General features: G+C 64.9%; 21 protein-coding genes. 8 read left to right on the forward strand and 13 right to left on the reverse strand.

Going from position 1 to position 19,543, the window contains the following annotated elements:
• From rpmG to topA, 6 genes are all read right to left on the reverse strand, one after another.
• Complete coding sequence (gene rpmG, locus J2Y63_RS05970; protein ID WP_023512792.1) at positions 1–168, reverse strand: 50S ribosomal protein L33; 168 nt, start codon at positions 166–168, stop codon at positions 1–3.
• 93 nt (positions 169–261) lie between these two features.
• The gene (locus tag J2Y63_RS05975) at positions 262–1,446 is read right to left on the reverse strand and encodes an MFS transporter (RefSeq protein ID WP_435265332.1); all 1,185 of its coding nucleotides are present in this window, start codon (positions 1,444–1,446) and stop codon (positions 262–264) included.
• A gap of 13 nt (positions 1,447–1,459) precedes the next feature.
• Entirely contained in the window at positions 1,460–2,122 is a 663-nt protein-coding gene (locus tag J2Y63_RS05980) for an NUDIX hydrolase (RefSeq protein WP_435265333.1), read from the reverse strand.
• Positions 2,119–2,586: a DUF983 domain-containing protein gene (locus J2Y63_RS05985; protein WP_435265334.1), complete on the reverse strand. Its 468-nt coding sequence runs from the start codon at positions 2,584–2,586 to the stop codon at positions 2,119–2,121. Before J2Y63_RS05985 ends, J2Y63_RS05980 begins: the two co-directional genes overlap by 4 nt.
• Before the next feature lie 34 nt (positions 2,587–2,620).
• Positions 2,621–4,975, reverse strand: coding sequence for a ribonuclease R (rnr, locus tag J2Y63_RS05990; RefSeq protein ID WP_435265335.1), 2,355 nt, complete (start codon positions 4,973–4,975; stop codon positions 2,621–2,623).
• A gap of 4 nt (positions 4,976–4,979) precedes the next feature.
• Positions 4,980–7,616 carry a type I DNA topoisomerase gene (topA, locus tag J2Y63_RS05995; RefSeq protein ID WP_435265336.1) on the reverse strand — a complete coding sequence of 879 codons (2,637 nt, stop codon included), beginning with the start codon at positions 7,614–7,616 and terminating at the stop codon, positions 4,980–4,982.
• Between the two features lie 260 nt (positions 7,617–7,876).
• On the opposite strand from topA, the gene J2Y63_RS06000 reads away from it, so the two are divergent.
• On the forward strand, positions 7,877–8,131 hold the full coding sequence (locus J2Y63_RS06000; protein ID WP_256119028.1) for a hypothetical protein: 255 nt from the start codon (positions 7,877–7,879) through the stop codon (positions 8,129–8,131).
• Here J2Y63_RS06000 and dprA read toward each other — a convergent pair.
• The 4 genes from dprA to J2Y63_RS06020 form a co-directional block, all read right to left on the reverse strand.
• Complete coding sequence (gene dprA, locus J2Y63_RS06005) at positions 8,063–9,214, reverse strand: DNA-processing protein DprA (RefSeq protein ID WP_435265337.1); 1,152 nt, start codon at positions 9,212–9,214, stop codon at positions 8,063–8,065. The two genes, J2Y63_RS06000 and dprA, sit on opposite strands and share 69 nt — an antisense overlap.
• Positions 9,215–9,216: 2 nt before the next feature.
• Positions 9,217–9,822: a glycerol-3-phosphate 1-O-acyltransferase PlsY gene (gene plsY, locus J2Y63_RS06010; protein ID WP_435265519.1), complete on the reverse strand. Its 606-nt coding sequence runs from the start codon at positions 9,820–9,822 to the stop codon at positions 9,217–9,219.
• 87 nt (positions 9,823–9,909) lie between these two features.
• Positions 9,910–11,202 carry a dihydroorotase gene (locus tag J2Y63_RS06015; RefSeq protein WP_435265338.1) on the reverse strand — a complete coding sequence of 431 codons (1,293 nt, stop codon included), beginning with the start codon at positions 11,200–11,202 and terminating at the stop codon, positions 9,910–9,912.
• Positions 11,199–12,140 carry an aspartate carbamoyltransferase catalytic subunit gene (locus tag J2Y63_RS06020; protein ID WP_435265339.1) on the reverse strand — a complete coding sequence of 314 codons (942 nt, stop codon included), beginning with the start codon at positions 12,138–12,140 and terminating at the stop codon, positions 11,199–11,201. Before J2Y63_RS06020 ends, J2Y63_RS06015 begins: the two co-directional genes overlap by 4 nt.
• A gap of 171 nt (positions 12,141–12,311) precedes the next feature.
• Here J2Y63_RS06020 and J2Y63_RS06025 point away from each other — a divergent pair, with 171 nt between their 5' ends.
• Positions 12,312–13,964, forward strand: coding sequence for an acyl-CoA dehydrogenase family protein (locus J2Y63_RS06025; protein ID WP_435265340.1), 1,653 nt, complete (start codon positions 12,312–12,314; stop codon positions 13,962–13,964).
• Here J2Y63_RS06025 and J2Y63_RS06030 read toward each other — a convergent pair.
• The gene (locus J2Y63_RS06030; RefSeq protein WP_435265341.1) at positions 13,946–14,881 is read right to left on the reverse strand and encodes an AEC family transporter; all 936 of its coding nucleotides are present in this window, start codon (positions 14,879–14,881) and stop codon (positions 13,946–13,948) included. The two genes, J2Y63_RS06025 and J2Y63_RS06030, sit on opposite strands and share 19 nt — an antisense overlap.
• 208 nt (positions 14,882–15,089) lie before the next feature.
• Between J2Y63_RS06030 and J2Y63_RS06035 the strand changes: the two genes are divergently transcribed.
• Together J2Y63_RS06035 and J2Y63_RS06040 are read left to right on the forward strand one after the other, a co-directional pair.
• On the forward strand, positions 15,090–15,221 hold the full coding sequence (locus J2Y63_RS06035) for a hypothetical protein (RefSeq protein ID WP_256119034.1): 132 nt from the start codon (positions 15,090–15,092) through the stop codon (positions 15,219–15,221).
• Positions 15,218–15,544, forward strand: coding sequence for a DUF6105 family protein (locus J2Y63_RS06040; RefSeq protein ID WP_256119035.1), 327 nt, complete (start codon positions 15,218–15,220; stop codon positions 15,542–15,544). Before J2Y63_RS06035 ends, J2Y63_RS06040 begins: the two co-directional genes overlap by 4 nt.
• On the opposite strand, the gene ruvX is transcribed toward J2Y63_RS06040, so the two are convergent.
• Both ruvX and J2Y63_RS06050 read right to left on the reverse strand, forming a co-directional pair.
• Positions 15,490–15,975 carry a Holliday junction resolvase RuvX gene (ruvX, locus tag J2Y63_RS06045; RefSeq protein WP_319312122.1) on the reverse strand — a complete coding sequence of 162 codons (486 nt, stop codon included), beginning with the start codon at positions 15,973–15,975 and terminating at the stop codon, positions 15,490–15,492. The genes J2Y63_RS06040 and ruvX overlap by 55 nt on opposite strands.
• Positions 15,976–15,988: 13 nt before the next feature.
• Complete coding sequence (locus J2Y63_RS06050) at positions 15,989–16,285, reverse strand: alkylphosphonate utilization protein (RefSeq protein WP_256119037.1); 297 nt, start codon at positions 16,283–16,285, stop codon at positions 15,989–15,991.
• 121 nt (positions 16,286–16,406) lie between these two features.
• Here J2Y63_RS06050 and J2Y63_RS06055 point away from each other — a divergent pair, with 121 nt between their 5' ends.
• From J2Y63_RS06055 to gatA, 4 genes are all read left to right on the forward strand, one after another.
• Positions 16,407–17,111 carry a metal-dependent hydrolase gene (locus J2Y63_RS06055; RefSeq protein WP_435265342.1) on the forward strand — a complete coding sequence of 235 codons (705 nt, stop codon included), beginning with the start codon at positions 16,407–16,409 and terminating at the stop codon, positions 17,109–17,111.
• A 104-nt stretch (positions 17,112–17,215) separates the two neighbouring features.
• Positions 17,216–17,503 carry an Asp-tRNA(Asn)/Glu-tRNA(Gln) amidotransferase subunit GatC gene (gene gatC / locus J2Y63_RS06060; protein WP_435265343.1) on the forward strand — a complete coding sequence of 96 codons (288 nt, stop codon included), beginning with the start codon at positions 17,216–17,218 and terminating at the stop codon, positions 17,501–17,503.
• A gap of 3 nt (positions 17,504–17,506) precedes the next feature.
• Positions 17,507–17,971: a GNAT family N-acetyltransferase gene (locus tag J2Y63_RS06065; RefSeq protein WP_435265344.1), complete on the forward strand. Its 465-nt coding sequence runs from the start codon at positions 17,507–17,509 to the stop codon at positions 17,969–17,971.
• 18 nt (positions 17,972–17,989) lie between these two features.
• Complete coding sequence (gene gatA, locus J2Y63_RS06070) at positions 17,990–19,471, forward strand: Asp-tRNA(Asn)/Glu-tRNA(Gln) amidotransferase subunit GatA (RefSeq protein WP_435265345.1); 1,482 nt, start codon at positions 17,990–17,992, stop codon at positions 19,469–19,471.
• Positions 19,472–19,543: the final 72 nt, after the last annotated feature.

A 19,543-nucleotide genomic window follows, 5' to 3' on the forward strand; every position in this document is an offset into this window, starting at 1 on the left:
TTACTTGATCTTGGTTTCCTTGAATTCGACGTGCTTCTTGACGACCGGATCGTACTTCGTCTTGGTCATCTTGTCCGTCATCGTACGGCTGTTCTTCGTCGTTACGTAGAAGAAACCGGTGTCGGCCGTCGACAGCAGCTTGATCTTGATGGTGGTAGCCTTGGCCATGGTCGTCCTGCCTTTATGAAAAACGAAGCCGCGGACAGCCAGTCTGCTCCACGGCTTAAATCTGGGCGGAAACTACAAATCGCGCCCGAAAAGTCAAGCCCGTTTCGGTCGGAAAACGATCCGGGCCAGTGAAAGTACCAGGTAAAAGCCGAAGAAGGACACGATCGTCCAGGCAAAACCGTCATTGCCGGAGACGTCCATCGCCGCGCCGATCGCCTGCGGACCCACCACCGTGCCGACCGCATAACAGAAGATGAAGGCGGCATTGGCAGCCGCGAGGTCCGCGCCGACGAGGCGCGAGCCGAGATGGCTGAGGCCGACCGTGTAAAGGCCAGCAACGCAGCCGCCCCACACCAGCAGCACCACGGCCATCAGCACCCAGTTCTGCGACACCAGCGGCAGCGAGAGCGCACCGACGAGGCCGATGACGGCCATGATCGTCAAGAGGCTCCTGCGGTCCTTCATGCGGTCGGAGAGCATGCCGAGCGGGATCTGGAATGCCATGTTGCCGATGCCCATGACGGTGAGCAGCAGGGCCGCCTGCGGCTCGCTGAAGCCGGCACGGGTGGCGTAGATCGGAAAGAGCGAAAGACCACCCACTTCCACCGCGCCAAAAATGAAGACCGCGGCCGTCGCCGTCGGCACGAGCAGCACGTAGCGCATGAAATGCAGTTCCGGCTTCTCGTCGATGATCGGGCTTTCGGCACGCGCGATGTAGATGGGGATTGCCGCAAGCAGGATGATCGCCGCGCCGACTGCAAACGGCAGCACGCCGTCGCTGCCGAGGATGGAGAAGAGCAGGGGGCCGGTGGCGAAGCCGAGCGACAGCACGGTCGCGTAGATGCCGAGCACCAGGCCGCGCCGGCGGGGCGGGGCTGCGGCGTTGATCCAGAATTCCGAGAGGATGAAGAGCGTGGTGATCGCGCCGTGGAAGACCAGGCGCAGCGGGAACCACAGCCAGAAATTCTCGATGTAATAGAAGCCGAGGCCGCTGATGGCGGAAAGCAGGATGGCAAGCAGCATCGTCGTCGACGTGCCCCAGGCGTGGGCAAGCCGGGTGGTGAAGGGAGCTGCGGCCATGGCGGCAACGCCGGCCATGGCGGAGTTGATGCCGATCATCGTGGACGAGATGCCGCGCTTTTCCATGATGATGGAGAGCAGCGGCAGGCCGAGGCCGATGGCGATGCCGACTGCGGAAATGGCGGCGACGGCTGCAATGAGAGACCTCCAGTGGATGCTCTCCACCGGGCCGGAGGTGCCGGATTGCGGCTGCGTCATATGCGATCGATCCTCAAAGAATATCCCGTAGGTGACGCCCGCGCTGGGCGTAGAACAGCGGCGCGGGCCTTCCGAAGGGCAGAGACTTGTCTTCCTGAATGCTTTTTTTCAGCTCTTCAAGGATCAATACGGTTATGTCGGGCATGTCGATGCCCTTGTGGTCAAAAATATCTACCCAGCGCAGGTCTTCCAGCTCATGGCTGGCCTTGGCGCCGGCCGGATCGACGTTCGCCTCGTCGGCAAAGAGCGTGAAGAAGCGTGTGTCGAAGCGCCGCACCATGCCGGCGGGCGTGATGGCGCGGGCGAGGAAGCGCAGGTGGGAGAGGTCGGGCCGGAAGGGAAGCACGCCTTCCGCAGGCTCGGCGAGCGGTGCGCCGACCGGAATGCCGGCCTCCTCGTAGAGTTCGCGCACCGCCGCCACGCCGAGCGCGCGCAGCCGCGAATTGGAACAGCGTGTGCCGGCCTTCAGCGCGAGCCGCTCGTTGGCAAGCGGGTTCAGCGGGTTGGCGATGGAGACCAGGCGATCCCCGGCGTCGCGCCGGCCGCCCGGGAAGACGTAGACGTCAGGCATGAAGACATGTTTGCTGCTGCGTCGGCCGACGAGCACGCGCACGCCGGCCCCCGACCGGTCGAGAAGCAGGATCGAGGCTGCATCGACAGGCCGGACAGATGTCATGCCGTCCGGTCGCCATAGGCTGGAGCGGCCTCCGCCTCGACGGGCTTGTCGTTGAACCCGTGCATCTTCAGCGCCCATTGCAGGCCGATCGTGCCGCCCTTGATGGGCTGCATCATGAGAAGCGCCAGGATGAGGGTGATTGGTGTCCAGATGGCGAGATGCTGCCAGGTGGAGAGAGGCCAGACGAGGTCCGTCATCATGTAGCCGCCAACGACGATATGGCCGACGATGGTGATGACGAGGTAGGGCGGCAGGTCGTCGGCACGCTGGTGCGTATAGTCCTCGCCGCAGGCCGCACAGTTGTCGACCGGCTTCAGGAACGAGCGGAAGAGGCGGCCGGTGCCGCAGGCCGGGCAGCGGTTCAGCATGCCGCGCTTGATGGCACGGCCGAGCGGGCGCTCCGCCGGTGCGATGCTCGCGGTATCGCCGAATTGCAGCGTGCTGCTGGTCTCGTTCGCCTGCATGGTCTAGTCCTTCCTGCCGGCACTTTTGACCGGCCTAGCGTCTCCCGCGGGGAGGGCGGGTGCCCGGCTGGCGCCGCGGTTCGCTGCCCTTGCGCCGGCCCGACTTGTGGAAGGAGCGCACTGCCGTCGGCATCTTGCGTCCCTCGCTCAACATGTCGAACCGGAGCGAACCGGCGAGCGGCACCGCTTCCGCGAGCCTCACGCGCACCATATCCCCGAGGCGGTAGCCGAGCCCGGTTTTTTCGCCGGAAAGCGCCTGGTGGGCCTCGTCATAGATAAAGTAATCGCGTCCCAGCAAAGATATAGGCACGAAGCCGTCGGCGCCATACTCCGGCAGGGTGACAAATAGTCCCGCCTTGGTGACGCCCGAGACGCGGCCGTCGAATTCCTCGCCGATACGGCCGGCAAGGTGATGCGCGATCAGCCGGTCGACCGTGTCGCGCTCGGCCGCCATGGCGCGCCGCTCGAAGGTCGAGATTTCCGCCGCGATGTCGTCGAGCACCGCTTCCTCGTCCGGCGTGATGCCGCCTTCACCAAGCCCGAGCGAGCCTACCAGCGCCCGGTGCACGATCAGGTCCGCATAGCGGCGGATCGGCGAGGTGAAGTGAGCGTATTTCATCAGGTTCAGACCGAAATGGCCGATATTCTCCGGGCTGTAGATCGCTTGGCTCTGCGAGCGCAGCACCATCTCGTTGACCATCTGCTGGAACGGCTTGTCCTGGGCCTTGGCAAGCACGCCGTTGAAATGGTTGGAGCGCATGCTGCCGCCCTTGACGAGCGAGATGTCGAGCGTCTGCAGGAATTCGCGCAGGACCTCCTGCTTGGCAAGCGAGGGCGCATCGTGCACGCGGTAGATCAGGACCTGCTTCTTCTTCTCCAGCGTCTCGGCGGCCGCGACGTTCGCCTGGATCATCATCTCTTCGATGAGCTTGTGCGCATCGAGCCGCGGCGGCACATGGACCCGGTCCACCGTGCCATCCGGCTTCAGCAGGATCTTGCGTTCCGGCATGTCGAGTTCGAGCGGCTGGCGGCGGTTCCGGCCGACCGTCATGATGCGGTAGGCTTCCCAGAGCGGCTTCAGGATTGTGTCGAGGATCGGTCCGGTTTTGTCGTCCGGCGCGCCATCGATGGCGGCCTGCGCCTGCTGGTAGGAGAGCTTCGCCGCACTCTTCATCATGATGCGGTGGAAGGTGTGGCTCGCCTTGCGGCCTTCATGCGAAAAGACCATGCGCACGGCAAGCGCGGGGCGGTCGACGCCTTCCTTCAGCGAGCAGAGATCGTTGGAGATGCGCTCCGGCAGCATCGGCACGACGCGATCCGGGAAATAGACCGAGTTGCCGCGCTTCTGCGCTTCACGGTCCAGCGCGGATTTCGGTCGCACATAATAGCTGACATCGGCGATGGCGACGGTGACGACCACGCCGCCCGGATTGTCAGGAGACGTGTCCGGCTCGGCATAGACCGCGTCGTCATGGTCCTTGGCGTCATGCGGGTCGATGGTGATGAGGGGGAGGCTGCGCCAGTCCTCGCGATGCGACATGGTGGCCGCACCGGCGGCCTCCGCCTCGCGGATCACGGCATCGGGGAACACATGCGGAATGCCGTGGGCGTGGATGGCGATCATCGAGATCGCCTTTTCCGAGGCGACCGAGCCGACGACGCTCTTGATCTGCGCCTTCGGCAGGCCGAAGCGGCCCATGCGCACGACATCGATCTCCACGAGGTTGCCGTCCTTGGCGCCCGCCGTGAACTCGGCGTCGACTTCCATTTCCTCGCCGCGTCGATCGATCGGCATGATGCGCCCGCCGCCGCCCGCTTGCGCGGCGCGGAAGACGCCCATGCCGGAATTCTTGCGCTTGTCGAGCACCTTGATGATGCGCGCCGTATAGGCCGGCCCGCCGCGTTCCTTCGCCGGGAAGATCTTGGCGAGCACGCGGTCGCCGAGGCCGGCGACGGGCGCCTTGCCCTTGCTGCCGACGGTGGACTGACGGATTGCCACGGCAGGCGCCACGCCCGCATCGTCCAGCCATTCCGCGGGGCGGCCGATCAACTCGCCGTCCACGTCGCGCGTGGTGATGTCGAGCACGGCGACAGGCGGCAGCGCGCCGGGGCGCACGAGCGACTTGCGGCGCTTTTCCAGGAGCCCGTCTTCCTCGAAGGATTTGAGCAGCGCCTTCAGCTCGACGCGCGTTTCGCCCTTCAGCCCAAAGGCCTTGGCGATCTCGCGCTTGGAGGCCTGTTCGGGGTTCTCCGCGATGAAGCGCAGCAGCACGTCGCGCGGCGGCAGGACGCCGTGGATGATCGGGATATTGTCCGTCGGCGGCACGTCACGACCCGCGCGGCCGGGCCGCTTGGATTGTCCTGCCCGGCTGCGTGGTTCCCTCGTCATGTCGTCAGGCCTTCTTCGCCTTGGCTGCGGTCTTGCTGGCTGCGGTTTTGGGTTTCGCCTTCGCCTTCGGCTTTGCCGCCTTGGCGTCGTCGGATTTCGCTGCCTTCGTCGCCTTGGCCTTGCCGGCCTTTTCGGCGATCAGCACCAGCGCTTCTTCCATGGTCACGCTGTCGGCCGCCTTGCCCTTCGGCAGGGTGGCATTGACCTTGCCCCAGTTCACATAGGGGCCGTATTTGCCATCCCGCACGGTGATGGGACCGCCATCCGGATGGTCGCCGAGCGTCTTCAGCGCCGCCGGCGTGCCGCGCGCGCGACCGCCCGGACCCTTCGACGCCTTGTCGGCGATGACGGTGACGGCGCGGTTGAGGCCAACGGAGAACACATCCTCGACGGTTTCGAGATTGGCATACCCGCCGTCATGCAGAAGGAACGGCCCATAGCGGCCGATGCCGGCGGAAATCATCTTGCCGGTTTCCGGATGCTGGCCGATATCGCGCGGCAGCGAGAGCAAAGCGAGCGCCTTCTCGTGGTCGATGCTTGCCGGCGTCCAGCCCTTGGGCAGGCTCGACCGCTTGGCCTCCTTGCCGTCGCCGCGCTGCACATAGGGGCCGAAACGGCCGGAGCGGAGCGTGATCTCCTCGCCGGTATGCGGGTCCTTGCCGAGGCTCTGCGGCTCGTTGGAGGCATTCGCCTCCGCATCAGAGCCGTTGTCGGCGGAAAGCTGGCGGGTGAAATTGCATTCCGGATAGTTCGAGCAGCCGACGAAGGCGCCGAACTTGCCGAGCTTCAGCGAGAGTTTTCCCGTGCCGCAGACCTGGCAGATGCGCGGATCGCTGCCGTCCTCGCGCTTCGGGAAGACCAGCGGCGCCAGTTCCTCGTTCAGCGCATCGAGCACGTTGGTGACGCGCAGCTCCTTGGTGTCCTCGATCTGGGCGAAGAAGTCCTTCCAGAAATCGCGAAGAACCTGCTTCCAGTCGAGTTCGCCGGCCGAGATCTTGTCGAGCTTTTCTTCGAGATCCGCGGTGAAATCATATTCGACATAACGCGTGAAGAAGCTTTCCAGGAAGGCCGTGACGAGGCGGCCCTTGGTTTCCGGGATCAGCTTGCGCTTGTCGATGAGGATATATTCGCGGTCGCGCAGCGTCGCGAGTGTCGCGGCATAGGTGGACGGGCGGCCGATGCCGAGCTCTTCCATCTTCTTGATGAGCGAGGCTTCGGAGTAGCGCGGCGGCGGTTCGGTGAAGTGCTGGGTGGCGTTCACCTTCTGCTTGGCGACCGCCTCTTGGGCGTTGATCTCCGGCAGGCGGCCATCGTCGTCACCGTCGTCCGACTGCTCGCCGTCTTCCTTCTGGTCGGTGTAGGCCGCGATGAAGCCGTCGAAGCGGATGACGGAGCCGGTGGCGCGCAGGCCCGCCTTGCGGCCGCCATTGTCCGCTTCGATCTCGACCGTCGTGCGCTCGATTTCGGCGGATGCCATCTGGCTGGCGATGCCGCGCTTCCAGACGAGGTCGTAGAGCCGGAGCTGGTCCGGATCGAGGTAACGCTTCACCTGGTCCGGCGTGCGGTCGAAGGAGGTCGGGCGGATCGCCTCGTGGGCTTCCTGCGCATTTTTCGCCTTGGTGGAGTAGAGGCGGGGCTTATCCGGCACGTAGCGCGCGCCGAACTGCTCTGCCACGGCCTGGCGCGCGGCATCGATCGCCTCGGGCGCCATCTGCACGCCATCGGTACGCATATAGGTAATGAGACCGACGGTCTCGCCGCCGATATCGATGCCTTCATAGAGCTTCTGGGCGACCTGCATGGTGCGCGACGCGGAGAAGCCGAGCTTCGAGGAGGCGGCCTGCTGCAGGGTGGAGGTCGTAAACGGCGGCGAAGGGTTGCGCTTCATCGGCTTGGCTTCGACGCTCTCGACCCGGTAGGTCGCGCCTTCGAGCAGCGCCTTGAGGCGGTTCGCCTCTTCGCCATTGTTGATGGATTTAGCCTGGAGGCGCTTGCCCTCGGCCGAGGAGAGGCGGGCCTCGAACTCGTCGCCGCGCGGCGTCTTCAGCAGGGCGGAGAGGTTCCAGTATTCTTCCGAGACGAAACGTTCGATCTCGGATTCCCGATCGCAGACGAGGCGCAGCGCCACCGACTGCACGCGGCCGGCCGAGCGTGCGCCCGGCAGCTTGCGCCACAGCACCGGCGACAGGTTGAAGCCCACGAGATAGTCGAGCGCACGGCGGGCGAGATAGGCATCCACCAGCGCGATGTCGATATCGCGCGGGTTGCGCATGGCTTCGAGCACGGCCGACTTGGTGATGGCGTTGAAGACGACGCGCTGCACCGGCTTGTCGCCGAGGACGCGCTTCTTCTTCAAGACGTCGAGAACGTGCCAGGAGATCGCTTCACCCTCGCGATCCGGGTCGGTCGCGAGAATGAGGCCGTCGGAGGATTTCACCGCATCGGCGATGTCTTTCATACGCTTGGCGGAAGCGCTGTCCACTTCCCAGGTCATCTCGAAGTCTTCGTCCGGACGAACGGAGCCGTCCTTGGCCGGCAGGTCGCGCACATGGCCAAAGGAGGCGAGCACGGTGTAACCGGGGCCGAGATACTTGTTGATCGTCTTGGCTTTGGCAGGCGATTCCACAACTACAACATTCATCGTCATTTTTCTCTGAGTACCGGGTGCCGCGCGGTTGGGTGCCGGCGAAACGGGCGCAATGCGCCGGAAAGTCGTGTCTCGACATGAACAGACAAAGCGTTCCGGTCAAGAGGTAGGGGTGAAATAAGTGGGATGCAACGCGATACAACCGATGCGCGATCAATCAATTCTTGCAATTATAAATAATCGTTGTATCGTTTCCTAGGCATAGGAATTACAACCTAACGGTGATTCTGAATCATTGGCACAACGGATAAGCCATGAACTCGAAACCTTCAAAGCCCGCTCTCCCACCTCACACGGCAGAGGAGAACATCGCTTACACCCGCCAGATGCTGGCCGAGTTACGGACCGTCGCGAACAATGAAGGCGCGGATATGCTGCGCTATTTCATCGAGATGGCCTATGTGGAGGCGGGGGACATCCTGGCCGGCATACGGCCGCTGTCACTCCGGGGTCAGCGAGACCCCGCCATTGCCATGCCGCTGAAGCCGGCCGGCAAGGTCAAGTTCTAGGAGCACGAGGTAGACGGTCGCCGCCGCGATGCCGGTATGGCGGATGACCTCGTCGATCTCGGCCGGCACCTGGCTCAGCGCTTCGGCGATCCGCTCGCGCTCGCCGTCGCTTGGCGGCAGGCGAAGTGCCGGTGGTGTGTCCTCCGGCGGCTCGCCGGCATGCGGTCGCGGGGTGAAGAGGTCGGGCTCCGAGAGGGGCCGCAGGCTTTCCAGCACGTCGTCGGCCGTGGTGGTGATGGTCGCCCCGTCCTTCAGCAGGCCGTTCGTGCCCTCGCAGCGCATGTCGAGCGGCGAGCCTGGCACCGCAAAGACCAGCCGGCCGAAATCCGCGGCGTTGCGCGCGGTGATCAGCGAGCCGGAGCGCACCGCCGCCTCCACCACCACCAGCCCGAGCGCCATGCCGGCGATCAGCCGATTGCGGCGCGGGAAGTCGCGCGCGCGGGGCTCCCAGCCGAAGGGCATTTCGCTGATGGCGAGGCCTTGTCCGTCGGTCATTTCGCCGAGCAGACCGATATTTTCCGGCGGATAGGGCTTGTCGAGGCCGCCGGCCATGGCGGCGATCGTTCCGGTATCGAGGCTGGCGCGGTGGGCGGAAGTATCGATGCCGCGCGCGAGGCCCGAGACGATGGAATAGCCGGCGCGGCCGATCTCGCGCGCCAGCAGGCCGGCGAATTTCATGCCGGAAATCGAGGCATTGCGCGCGCCGACGATGCCGACGGCGGGTGCCGACGCGACGTTCAGGTTGCCCTTCACGGCAAGAAGCGGCGGGGCGCCGACGATCTGGCGCAGCAGCGGCGGATAATCCGGCTCGCCGATGCCGACGAAGGTGGCGCCATGCCTGTCGGCGAGGTCCAGTTCGCGCTCTGCCTCGGACTGGCTCGCGACGCGGATCACGCGGGACGCGCCGCCGCGACGGGAGAGTTCGGGCAGCATATCCAAAGCGGTCTCGGCGCTGCCGAAATGGTTGATGAGTTCGCGAAAGGTGACCGGCCCGACATTGTCGCTGCGGATGAGGCGCAGCCAGGCGATCTTCTGTCTTTCCGTCAGCGCAATTCCCCGTGTCCTTGCGCTGCGGTCGTGCATGGCTATCCCTTGCTGCCGATCTTGCTTTCGGTGCCGCTCATCAGGCGGCTGATATTGGCCCGGTGTTTCCACCATGTGATGATGGTGAGTACGAGAAAGAGCAGCGCCACCTTCTCGTGACCGAGAAACCACAATACAACCGGAGATACCGCAGTTGCAACTAGGGCTGAAAGAGAAGAATAACGCGTGAGATAGGCGAGGCCGATCCACACCGCGGCGAAGACGGTGAGCATGACCGGCACGAGACCGAGCAGAACGCCGACATAGGTCGCCACGCCCTTGCCGCCCTTGAAGCCGAGCCAGACGGGGAAGAGATGGCCGAGGAAGGCGGCGAAGCCCGCGGCGATCCCGGCGTCCAGCCCCCAGCGCGAGGCGATGGCTGCGGCGGCTGTGCCCTTCAGTGCATCGAGCAGCAGGGTCGCGGCGGCGAGTTTCTTGTTTCCGGTGCGCAAGACATTGGTCGCGCCGATATTGCCGGAGCCGATCTGGCGCACGTCGCCCAGCCCCGCCATGCGGGTCAGGATCAGGCCGAACGGAATGGAGCCGAGAATATAGCCGAAGGCGAGCGCGGCAAGCGTCGGCAGGGCGCCGAGCTGCCAGGTAAAGATGTCGGACACGTCAGTTTTCCCCCGAAACCATGCCTTGATATGCCGCCGCCGGAATCGTCCCTTCCGGCGGGCGAAGGGGGCAGACGCCTAAGCCAGCGAATGCACCCGTTTGCCGGCAACATAGGTGCTAACTGCGCGCCCCGTAAAGCGGGCATCTTCGAAAGGCGTGTTCTTCGAACGCGAGACGAAGGTGTCCTTGGTGGCAAGCCAGGGCTCGTCCGGGTCGATGAGCACGATATCGGCGCGTGCCCCCGGCGCCAGCGTACCGGCATCGAGGCCGAAGATTTTTGCCGGGCGCGTCGAGAGCGCGTCTATGAGGCGCATCAGCGGGACTTCGCCGCTGTGATGCAGCCGAAGCGCGGCCGCCAACATGGTTTCGAGCCCGATCGCGCCATCCGCCGCATCGGCAAAGGGCAGGCGCTTGGTATCGACGTCCTGGGGATCATGCGCGGAGACGATGATGTCGACCTCGCCCCGGGCGAGCGCATCGACCATGGCCTTGCGGTCGTCTTCGCCACGCAGCGGCGGCGAGAGCTTGAAGAAGGTGCGGTATTCGCCGATGTCGTTTTCGTTCAGCGTCAGGTGGTTGATCGAGATGCCGCAGGTGACGTTGGCGCCGCGCTCGCGGGCGATCTTCACGGCTTCCGCAGATTCCGGCACGGAAATCTGCGCGGCGTGATAGGCGCCGCGGGTGAGGCCGGCGATGCGCAGGTCCCGTTCGAGCGGGATCAGTTCGGCCTCGCGCGGGCTTCCCGAAAGGCCGAGCCAGCTTGCCAGCAGCCCCTCGTTCATCACGCCGCCGGCGCCGAGATACTTGTCGCGGGTTTCGAGCGCGATGACGCCGCCGAACTCGCGGGCATAGGTCATGGCGCGGCGCAGCACCTGCGCATTGTGCATCGGGTTGCGGCCATTGGTGAAGGCGACGGCGCCGGCGGCCTGGAGCAGGCCGAACTCGGTCATCTCCTCGCCCTTCAGCCCCTTGGTGAGGGCCGCTGCCGGATGGATGTTGACGATCGCCTTGTCGCGGGCGTTCTTCAGCACGAATTCGACCAGCGCGATATCGTCGATCACCGGATCGGTGTCGGGCATGGTGATGAAGGTCGTCACACCGCCTGCGGCTGCCGCGCGCGACGCGGATTCGATCGTCTCGCGGTGTTCGCCACCCGGCTCGCCGACGAAGACGCGGGCATCGACGAGGCCGGGAGCGGCGATCAGGCCTTTGCTGTCGACGATCTCGGCACCTTCCGGCGCGCCCTGGTTCTGTGCGCCGCTGCCGATCCCGGCAATCTTGCCGTTGACGATGACGATCGAGCCGTTTTCATCGACGTTGCGCGAGGGGTCCAGGATGCGGACGTTCTTGAGGACGGTCGTGCGGCTCATGCGCGGGGTCCCTGGTTCTGGGAAAGAAGAAGCGTTTCCATCACGGCCATGCGCACGGCGACGCCCATCTCGACCTGCTGCTCGATGACGCTCTGCGGCCCGTCGGCGATTTCCGAGGCAATTTCCACGCCGCGGTTCATCGGGCCGGGATGCATGACGAGCGCATCATCTTTCGCCGCCTTCAGCTTTTCCGCATCGAGCCCGTAATAATGGAAATATTCCCGCACCGACGGCACGAAGGCGCCGGACATGCGCTCGCGCTGCAGGCGCAGCATCATCACGACATCCGCATCCTTCAGGCCCTCCGCCATGGAGTGGTAGACCTCGGCACCCATGTCCGCGATGCCCGAAGGCAGCAGCGTTGCCGGGGCGACGACGCGCACGCGCGCACCCATGGCGTTGAGCAGCAGAATGTTCGAGCGGGCGACACGCGAATGCAGCACGTCGCCGCAGATCGCGACGATGATGCGTGAGAGCTTGCCCTTGGCACGGCGGATGGTCAGCGCGTCGAGCAGTGCCTGTGTCGGATGCTCGTGCTGGCCGTCGCCGGCATTGACCACCGCGCAGGAGACTTTTTGCGCCAGAAGCGCGGCTGCACCGGCGGAGGAATGGCGCACCACCAGCACGTCCGGATGCATGGCGTTCAGCGTCATCGCCGTGTCGATCAGCGTTTCGCCTTTTTTCACCGATGAATTGCCGACGGACATGTTCATCACGTCGGCGCCGAGGCGTTTTCCGGCAAGCTCGAAGGAGGATTGCGTGCGCGTGGAGGCTTCGAAGAACAGGTTGATCTGCGTCAGGCCGCGCAGCGTCGACGTTTTCTTCTCCCGCTGCCGGGAGATTTTGACCGCCTCGTCGGCGCGGTCGAGCAGCAGGGTGATGTCCTGCTCGGTCAAACCCTTGATGCCGAGAAGGTGGCGATGCGGAAAGAAGTCCATAAAACTCCGCCTCAACTGTCGTGGATACGCGGGGTCTATAGAGTGTCGGTTCCGCCGCGGCAAGGCTGAGAGCGGCGGCCGTCATGCATTCCCACGCTTTTATGAGCGTCGAGGTGCCACAGGCCGCAACGCCCCGTTTCGCCCCGCCGCGACTTGGGCTAGAACCCGCTCATGACTCGCGAAACCCGCACCGAACAGAAATTCGCCGATCTCAACCAGCCGCCGCTCTGGTCGGGCATCAACGCCTATCGTTCCGACCCGTTGCTGGTCGATGCTACGGACGCGATGCCGAAGGGCCTGCGCGACGAGTTCGACACGATCGGCCGCTACGTGACCTCGCCGGAAGCCCAGGAACTCGCGCGCATGGCGAACGAGAGCCCGCCGCAGCTGCGCACGCACGGGCCGCGCGGCGAGCGTCTGGATGTCGTCGATTTTCACCCGGCCTGGCACGCGCTGATGCGTCGCTCCATGGCGACCGGGCTGCATTCCTCGCTGTGGGAGAACGTGCCGGACGAACAGGGCAGGGCGCACAGGGCACGTGCCGTGCGCTTCTACCTGACGGCCCAGCTCGAATGCGGCCATCTCTGCCCGCTGACCATGACGAGCGCTTCGGTCGCCGCCCTTTCCACCTCGCCGCAGGTGCAGCGCGAATGGGGCCGGAAGATTCTGTCGCGCAAATACGATTCGACCAACAAGCCCGCCATGCAGAAGACCGCCGTCACCATCGGCATGGGCATGACGGAAAAGCAGGGCGGCACGGATGTGCGCGCCAACACCTCAACGGCCGAACGCCTCGGCGAGGGCATCTACCGGCTGGCCGGCCACAAGTGGTTCATGTCGGCGCCGATGAGCGACGGTTTCGTGATGCTGGCACAGACCCGCGAGGGCGTCGGCTGCTTCCTCGTGCCGCGCCTGCTGGAGGATGGTTCGACCAACGGCCTGCGCTTCCAGCGCCTGAAGAACAAGATCGGCAACCGCTCGAATGCCTCCTCCGAGGTCGAGTTCTCCGAAACCTTCGGCTTCCTGCTCGGCACGCCCGATGCCGGCATTCGCACCATTCTCGACATGGTGACGCTGACCCGGCTCGATTGCGCGCTGGCCTCCTCCGGCATCATGCGCGCCTCGCTCGCCGAAGCCGTGCACCACACCCGCGGCCGCAACGCCTTCGGCAAGCCGCTCGTCGCCCAGCCGATCATGACCCGCGTGCTCGCCGACATGGCGCTCGATGTCGCCGCCGCGACCGCGCTCTCGCTGCGCCTCGCCGAAGCCTTCGACAAGGCGCGCGACAGCGCGGAAGACGCCGCTTACGCCCGCATCATGACGCCGGTGACGAAATACTGGTGCTGCAAGATCGCGCCCGCGCTGATCTACGAGGCGATGGAATGCATCGGCGGCAGCGGCTATGTCGAGGAGCGTCCGATCGCGCGGCATTACCGCGAGGCGCCGGTCAACGCCATCTGGGAAGGCTCTGGCAATGTCATGGCGCTCGACCTGATGCGCGTCATCGGCCGGGGCCGGGATCTGTTCGAAATGCTTTTCGCCGGGCTCGCCCGCGACCTCGGCTCGGCCGGCAAGAAGACGGTGGACGTGCTGCGCGCGGCATTGTCGCTCTGCGAGCGTGACGAGGGGGCCGCCCGCATGCTCGTCGAGCAGTTGGCGCTTGCTTCGGCGGCCGCCGAACTCTACCGCGCCGGTGCCGGCCGCATCGCCGATGCCTTCCTCGAAACGCGCCTCGCCTCCGGCTGGCGCTCGACCTACGGCATGCTCGATTCGCGCTTCGATTCGGCCTATATCGTCGACCTGCTTTATCCCCCGGCGAGGTAAGCCGTCGCCGCCAGCACAATCGGAATGGTGAAGAAGGACGCGATCGTCTGGAGCGTCGCGACGGCGGCGTAGAGCGGCGCGTCGCCACCCATCTGCTTGGCCAGCACATAGCCGTTCATCGCGGTGGGTACGCTCGCGCCCATGGCGATCGTCAGCAGCGGCTCGCCGCGCATGCCGAGTGCATAGGCGGCCCCGGTCATGACTAGCGGCATGAAGAGCAGTTTCAGCACCACCGGCAACATTGCCAACGGGCGCGGTCTTAGCGCATCGGCGAGCTTCAGCCCGGCGCCGACCATGATGAGGCCGAGGCTGAGGGAGGCGTCCGCGACCTGTTCGGCCGCCTGCATCAGCGGGTCGTAGATCCGGATTCCCGCGAGGTTGACGGCAACGCCGAGCACGGAGCCGATGATCATGGGATTGGTGACGATCTTGTGCAGGAAGGTTTTGAGGCTGCGCGTGCCGCCGCCGAACCAGACGAGAATGCCGATATTGTAGAAATTGATCGGGATGATGATCAGCGTCGCCACCAGCGCGACGAGCGCGAGGCTTTGCGGGCCATAGAGCTTTTCGGCGATCGCCAGCGCGATGAAGGCGTTCCAGCGCGTCGAGGTCTGGAAGATCGACGTATAGGCCGGCCCCGAGACGTTGGCCGCGCGAAAAAGTGGCCAGCAAATGGCGAGCAACAGGGCGATGAGCGTCACCGAGCCAATGGAGCCGAGTGCCACGCTTCCGGCGGCGATGCCGGAAAATTCCGCATTGGCGAGCGTCGTGAACAGCAAGCAGGGGAACAGCACGAAGAAGCCGAGCTGTTCGAGCCCGTTCCACATGTCGCGGTCGATCTGCCGCCAGCGCTTGAGCAGCGTTCCCAGCACGACGAGCAGGAAGACGGGGAGGATGCTTTCGAAGATGGGGAGCATGGAACCGGATCGGCAGAGGAATGATCTCCGCTCATTCCATGCCTTGGCGGGTCTGGCAAGGCACCCGCCCGCCGGCGGCCGTGTGGATATTAACCTTAATGAAGGGTTTACGTTGCGCGATCAGGGTTAACGGGTGAAGGTGGCGTTTACCTGGTGTTAACCATGTGAGCGAGTGCTGAGTATGGCCAGAACGGCCCGGATTTCGGTCATGACGACCCTGTTTTGCTTCGTGGCGGTGGATATTGCCGTGCCGCTTCTCGTGCTTGTCGCGGGCGTGGCGGTGAGCGAGATCATCTTCGCGGCCGGCGACCTTCTCGTAATGAAGAGGAGGGCGGCATGAAGTGGTTCCTGTTCCTTTGGGCCGGCCCGATCGCGCTTCTGGGGAGCTGGTACGGGCTCTCCTACTACGACATGAATTTCGGCGTCTTCATGCTGACGCGGGATGCGCATGACCTGGTGTTCCAGATCTACGGCCACATCCTCGGCATTCCGCCGGAAGACCTGCCGCCGCTCGTGCTGCGCGCCATCATCTTCGACAGTTTCCTGGTGCTGGGCCTCATCGCCTTCCGCCGCCGCAAGAAGATCTGGGCCTGGTGGCAGGCCCGCCGTCAGTCGTCTTCGGACGCTCTCGCCAGCGACGAAAGCCTGTCGAGCGCGCCCTGAAGGATGAAGGAAGCGGCGGCCGAATCGATGCGTTCGGCCCGCTTCTTGCGCGACACATCCATCTCGATCAGCGTGCGCTCCGCCGCCACCGTCGACAACCGCTCGTCCCAGTAGACGAAGGGGATGTCGGTCTTGTCGGCCATCGAGCGCACGAAGGCGCGCGTCGCCTGGACGCGCGGGCCGGCGCTGCCATCCATGTTCACCGGCAGGCCGATCACGAAGGCGACGACCTTCTCCTTGGCGGCGAAAGCCAACAGCACCTCTGCATCCTGGGTGAACTTAACGCGCTTCAGCACCGGCCGCGGCGTGGCGAGCCGGCGGCCGAGATCGGAAACCGAAAGGCCGATGGTCTTGGTGCCGAGGTCGAGGCCGGCGATCGGCTGGCCGGGGGCGAGGATGCCGGCCAGTTCTTCCAGTGTCAGCGTCGCCATGGCCAGACCCTTCTCAGCGCTTGCGGACGAATTCGGTGCGCAGCACCAGGCCCTTGATGGCATCGTGCCGGCAGTCGATCTCTTCCGGGTTTTCTGTGAGGCGGATCGTCTTGATGACAGTGCCCTGTTTCAGCGTCTGCCCGGCGCCCTTAACCTTCAAGTCCTTGATCAGCACGACCGAATCGCCATCCGCAAGCACGGTGCCGCTGGCATCGCGCACCACGTTGCCCGCCGCCTTCTCCGCCGCGATCTCGGACGCCGGGCGCCATTCGCCTGTCACTTCGTCGTAGATATAATCGTCGTCGGCCATGGTGGGCTCCTTGTGAGGACATTGCTCCATCTCGAAAGCCACGCTTATAACGATCGCGCGGCGGATGGAAACGACAATCGCCGGGCCTATATTCTGCAAGCATTCAAACAGGAGACCCTCCATGAAGATTACCTGGCTCGGCCATTCCGCCTTCCGCATCGAAACGGCGAAAGCCAAGATCCTCATCGACCCCTTCTTCACCGGCAACCCCTCCTTCGACGAATCGACCCGCAAGGACGCCGTCGCCGGCCTCACCCATGTGCTGCTCACCCACGGCCACGGCGACCATGTCGGCGACACCATCCAGATCGCCCGGGAAACCGGCGCGACGGTGCTGGCAAATGCCGACCTCGCCTCCTGGCTCGGCAACAAGGGCGTCGAAAAGCTTGAAATGGGCAATACCGGCGGCACCGTGCATTTCGACGGTTTTTCCACCACCTTCGTCAACGCGCTGCATTCCTCCGCGCAGATCACCGAAGACGGCGTTTCCCATTCGCTCGGCAGCGCCAACGGCCTCGTCCTGCATTTCGAGAACGATCCGACGCTGTATCACATGGGCGACACGGACATCTTCTCCGACATGGCGCTGATCCAGGAACTGCACCAGCCGGAAATCGGCCTCGTGCCGATCGGCGACCGCTTCACCATGGGCGGTGCCGTGGCCGCACTCGCCTGCCAGCGCTTCTTCAAGTTCGACACCGTCATTCCCTGCCACTACGGTTCCTTCGGCATCATCGACCAGACGGCCGACCTCTTCGTGCAGGCGATGGACGGCGCATCGGCCAAGATCGAGGTGCCGGGCGTGGGCAGCGTCGTCTCGCGCTGAGCCGCCGGAAAACGGGCGAGGGGGCGTGGAAGGGGCCATTCCCCCGTTGCGCCCCTTGGGCTTGGTCATTATAGCGGGTAGGAAATTTCCCACCGGAGCTTACCATGTCCGTAGATCTAGCCACCGTGAAGCGCGTCGCGCGCCTTGCCCGCATCGCCGTCAGCGAGGAAGAGGCAAGCCGCATGACGGGCGAGCTGAACGGCATCCTCGGCTTCGTCGAGCAGCTTTCCGAAGTGAATGTCGAGGGCGTCGAGCCGATGACCTCGGTCACGCCGATGGTGATGCGCAAGCGTGAAGACGTCGTCAACGACGGCAGCAAGGCCGATGACATCGTCGCCAACGCGCCGGCCACCGACCGCAATTTCTTCCAGGTTCCGAAGGTTGTGGAGTAATCCTTGGCCGTCACCATCGCCGTCGAAAGCCCGTTGCAGGATGAGGTTCGCACGCTGATCGCGGAGCTGAACACGGTCCTGCTCGCGCTGTCGCCACCGGAGGCCTGCTACCACCTCACCGTCGAGCAGATGGCCGAGCCGACCGTGACGGTCTGGATCGCCCGCGACGGCGACACCGTCGTCGGCTGCGGCGCGCTGAAGCGCCATTCCGAAACGGTGGGCGAGGTGAAGCGCATGTTCACCCGGCCGGCGTGGCAGGGGCAGGGCATCGGCCGGCGCATCCTCGGCGAAATCCTTAGCGTCGCCGAACGGGAGGAGCTGACGACGCTCGTGCTCGAAACCGGCGACCAGCACCCGGCGGCCTGGGCGATCTACGAGAAGGCCGGCTTTACCCGCTGCGGCCCCGTGCTCGACTATCCGGCTTCACCGTTTTCCGTATTTTACCAAAAGCAGCTTCTCGCTGCCTGACCCGAAGTGACCGCACCCATGACCGATCTGACCCGCCTGACCATTGCCGAAGCCCGCGAAAAGCTCGGCGCGAAGGAGATCACCGCCGTCGAACTGACGGACGCCTATCTCGGCGCGATCGAGGCGGCGAACCCGGCGATCAACGCCTATGTCACCGTGACGCCGGAAAAGGCGCGCGACATGGCGAAGGCCTCCGACGGCCGCATCGCTGCCGGCCAGGCCGGCGCGCTGGAAGGCATCCCGCTCGGCATCAAGGACCTGTTCGCCACCGAAGGCGTGCACACCCAGGCCTGTAGCCACATCCTCGACGGTTTTGAGCCGAAATACGAATCGACCGTCACGCAGAACCTCTGGAACGACGGCGCGGTCATGCTCGGCAAGCTGAACATGGACGAATTCGCCATGGGCTCCTCCAACGAGTCGTCCTATTACGGCCCGGTCAAGAACCCCTGGCGCGCCACCGGCTCCAACCTCGATCTCGTGCCCGGCGGCTCGTCGGGCGGTTCGGCCGCAGCCGTCGCCGCGTTCCTCTGCGCCGGCGCCACTGCGACGGATACCGGCGGCTCGATCCGCCAGCCGGCCGCCTTCACCGGCACTGTCGGCATCAAGCCGACCTATGGCCGCTGCTCGCGCTGGGGCATCGTCGCCTTCGCCTCCTCGCTCGACCAGGCCGGCCCGATCGCCCGCGACGTGCGCGATGCTGCGATCCTCCTGAAGTCCATGGCCAGCGTTGATGCCAAGGACACGACCTCCGTCGATCTGCCGGTGCCGGATTACGAAGCCGCGCTCGGCCAGTCGCTGAAGGGCATGCGCATCGGCATCCCGCGCGAATACCGCGTGGATGGCATGCCGGAGGAAATCGAGGCGCTCTGGCAGCAGGGCATCGCCTGGCTGAAGGATGCCGGCGCCGAGATCGTCGACATCTCCCTGCCGCACACCAAATACGCGCTCCCGGCCTACTACATTGTGGCGCCTGCGGAAGCCTCGTCGAACCTCGCCCGCTACGACGGCGTACGCTACGGCCTGCGCATCGACGGCAAGGACATCGTCGACATGTACGAGAAGACGCGCGCCGCCGGCTTCGGCACGGAGGTCAAGCGCCGCATCATGATCGGCACCTATGTGCTGTCGGCCGGCTACTACGACGCTTACTACCTCCAGGCCCAGAAGGTCCGCACGCTGATCAAGCGCGACTTCGAACTCGCCTTCGATGCCGGCGTCGATGCGATCCTCACCCCCGCCACCCCGTCCTCGGCCTTCGGTATCGCCGACGAGGACCTCGCGTCCGATCCAGTCAAGATGTATCTCCAGGATATTTTTACCGTCACGGTGAACATGGCGGGCCTGCCGGGCCTCTCCGTCCCCGCCGGCCTCGACCACAAGGGCCTGCCCCTCAGCCTCCAGCTCATCGGCAAGCCCTTCGAGGAGGAAATCCTCTTCAAAACGGCGCATGTCATCGAAAAGGCCGCCGGCCGCTTCACGCCGAACAAGTGGTGGTAAGGGCGGTTTCGCCCTCCACCGCGGCCATCGCCAAAACGTGTCGTAACGGCAACACCTGCCGTTACGAGAGGC

The organism is Shinella sp. BE166, from assembly GCF_051201095.1.
GTDB lineage: Bacteria > Pseudomonadota > Alphaproteobacteria > Rhizobiales > Rhizobiaceae > Shinella > Shinella lacus.

Excerpts from the sequence above, each read along its gene's own strand:
- rpmG (WP_023512792.1), bottom strand. The coding sequence starts at position 168 with ATGGCCAAGGCTACCACCATCAAGATCAAGCTGCTGTCGACGGCCGAC.
- J2Y63_RS05975 (WP_435265332.1), bottom strand. The coding sequence starts at position 1,446 with ATGACGCAGCCGCAATCCGGCACCTCCGGCCCGGTGGAGAGCATCCAC.
- J2Y63_RS05980 (WP_435265333.1), bottom strand. The coding sequence starts at position 2,122 with ATGACATCTGTCCGGCCTGTCGATGCAGCCTCGATCCTGCTTCTCGAC.
- J2Y63_RS05985 (WP_435265334.1), bottom strand. The coding sequence starts at position 2,586 with ATGCAGGCGAACGAGACCAGCAGCACGCTGCAATTCGGCGATACCGCG.
- rnr (WP_435265335.1), bottom strand. The coding sequence starts at position 4,975 with ATGACGAGGGAACCACGCAGCCGGGCAGGACAATCCAAGCGGCCCGGC.
- topA (WP_435265336.1), bottom strand. The coding sequence starts at position 7,616 with ATGAATGTTGTAGTTGTGGAATCGCCTGCCAAAGCCAAGACGATCAAC.
- J2Y63_RS06000 (WP_256119028.1), top strand. The coding sequence starts at position 7,877 with ATGAACTCGAAACCTTCAAAGCCCGCTCTCCCACCTCACACGGCAGAG.
- dprA (WP_435265337.1), bottom strand. The coding sequence starts at position 9,214 with ATGCACGACCGCAGCGCAAGGACACGGGGAATTGCGCTGACGGAAAGA.
- J2Y63_RS06015 (WP_435265338.1), bottom strand. The coding sequence starts at position 11,202 with ATGAGCCGCACGACCGTCCTCAAGAACGTCCGCATCCTGGACCCCTCG.
- J2Y63_RS06020 (WP_435265339.1), bottom strand. The coding sequence starts at position 12,140 with ATGGACTTCTTTCCGCATCGCCACCTTCTCGGCATCAAGGGTTTGACC.
- J2Y63_RS06025 (WP_435265340.1), top strand. The coding sequence starts at position 12,312 with ATGACTCGCGAAACCCGCACCGAACAGAAATTCGCCGATCTCAACCAG.
- J2Y63_RS06030 (WP_435265341.1), bottom strand. The coding sequence starts at position 14,881 with ATGCTCCCCATCTTCGAAAGCATCCTCCCCGTCTTCCTGCTCGTCGTG.
- J2Y63_RS06035 (WP_256119034.1), top strand. The coding sequence starts at position 15,090 with ATGACGACCCTGTTTTGCTTCGTGGCGGTGGATATTGCCGTGCCGCTT.
- J2Y63_RS06040 (WP_256119035.1), top strand. The coding sequence starts at position 15,218 with ATGAAGTGGTTCCTGTTCCTTTGGGCCGGCCCGATCGCGCTTCTGGGG.
- ruvX (WP_319312122.1), bottom strand. The coding sequence starts at position 15,975 with ATGGCGACGCTGACACTGGAAGAACTGGCCGGCATCCTCGCCCCCGGC.
- J2Y63_RS06050 (WP_256119037.1), bottom strand. The coding sequence starts at position 16,285 with ATGGCCGACGACGATTATATCTACGACGAAGTGACAGGCGAATGGCGC.
- J2Y63_RS06055 (WP_435265342.1), top strand. The coding sequence starts at position 16,407 with ATGAAGATTACCTGGCTCGGCCATTCCGCCTTCCGCATCGAAACGGCG.
- gatC (WP_435265343.1), top strand. The coding sequence starts at position 17,216 with ATGTCCGTAGATCTAGCCACCGTGAAGCGCGTCGCGCGCCTTGCCCGC.
- gatA (WP_435265345.1), top strand. The coding sequence starts at position 17,990 with ATGACCGATCTGACCCGCCTGACCATTGCCGAAGCCCGCGAAAAGCTC.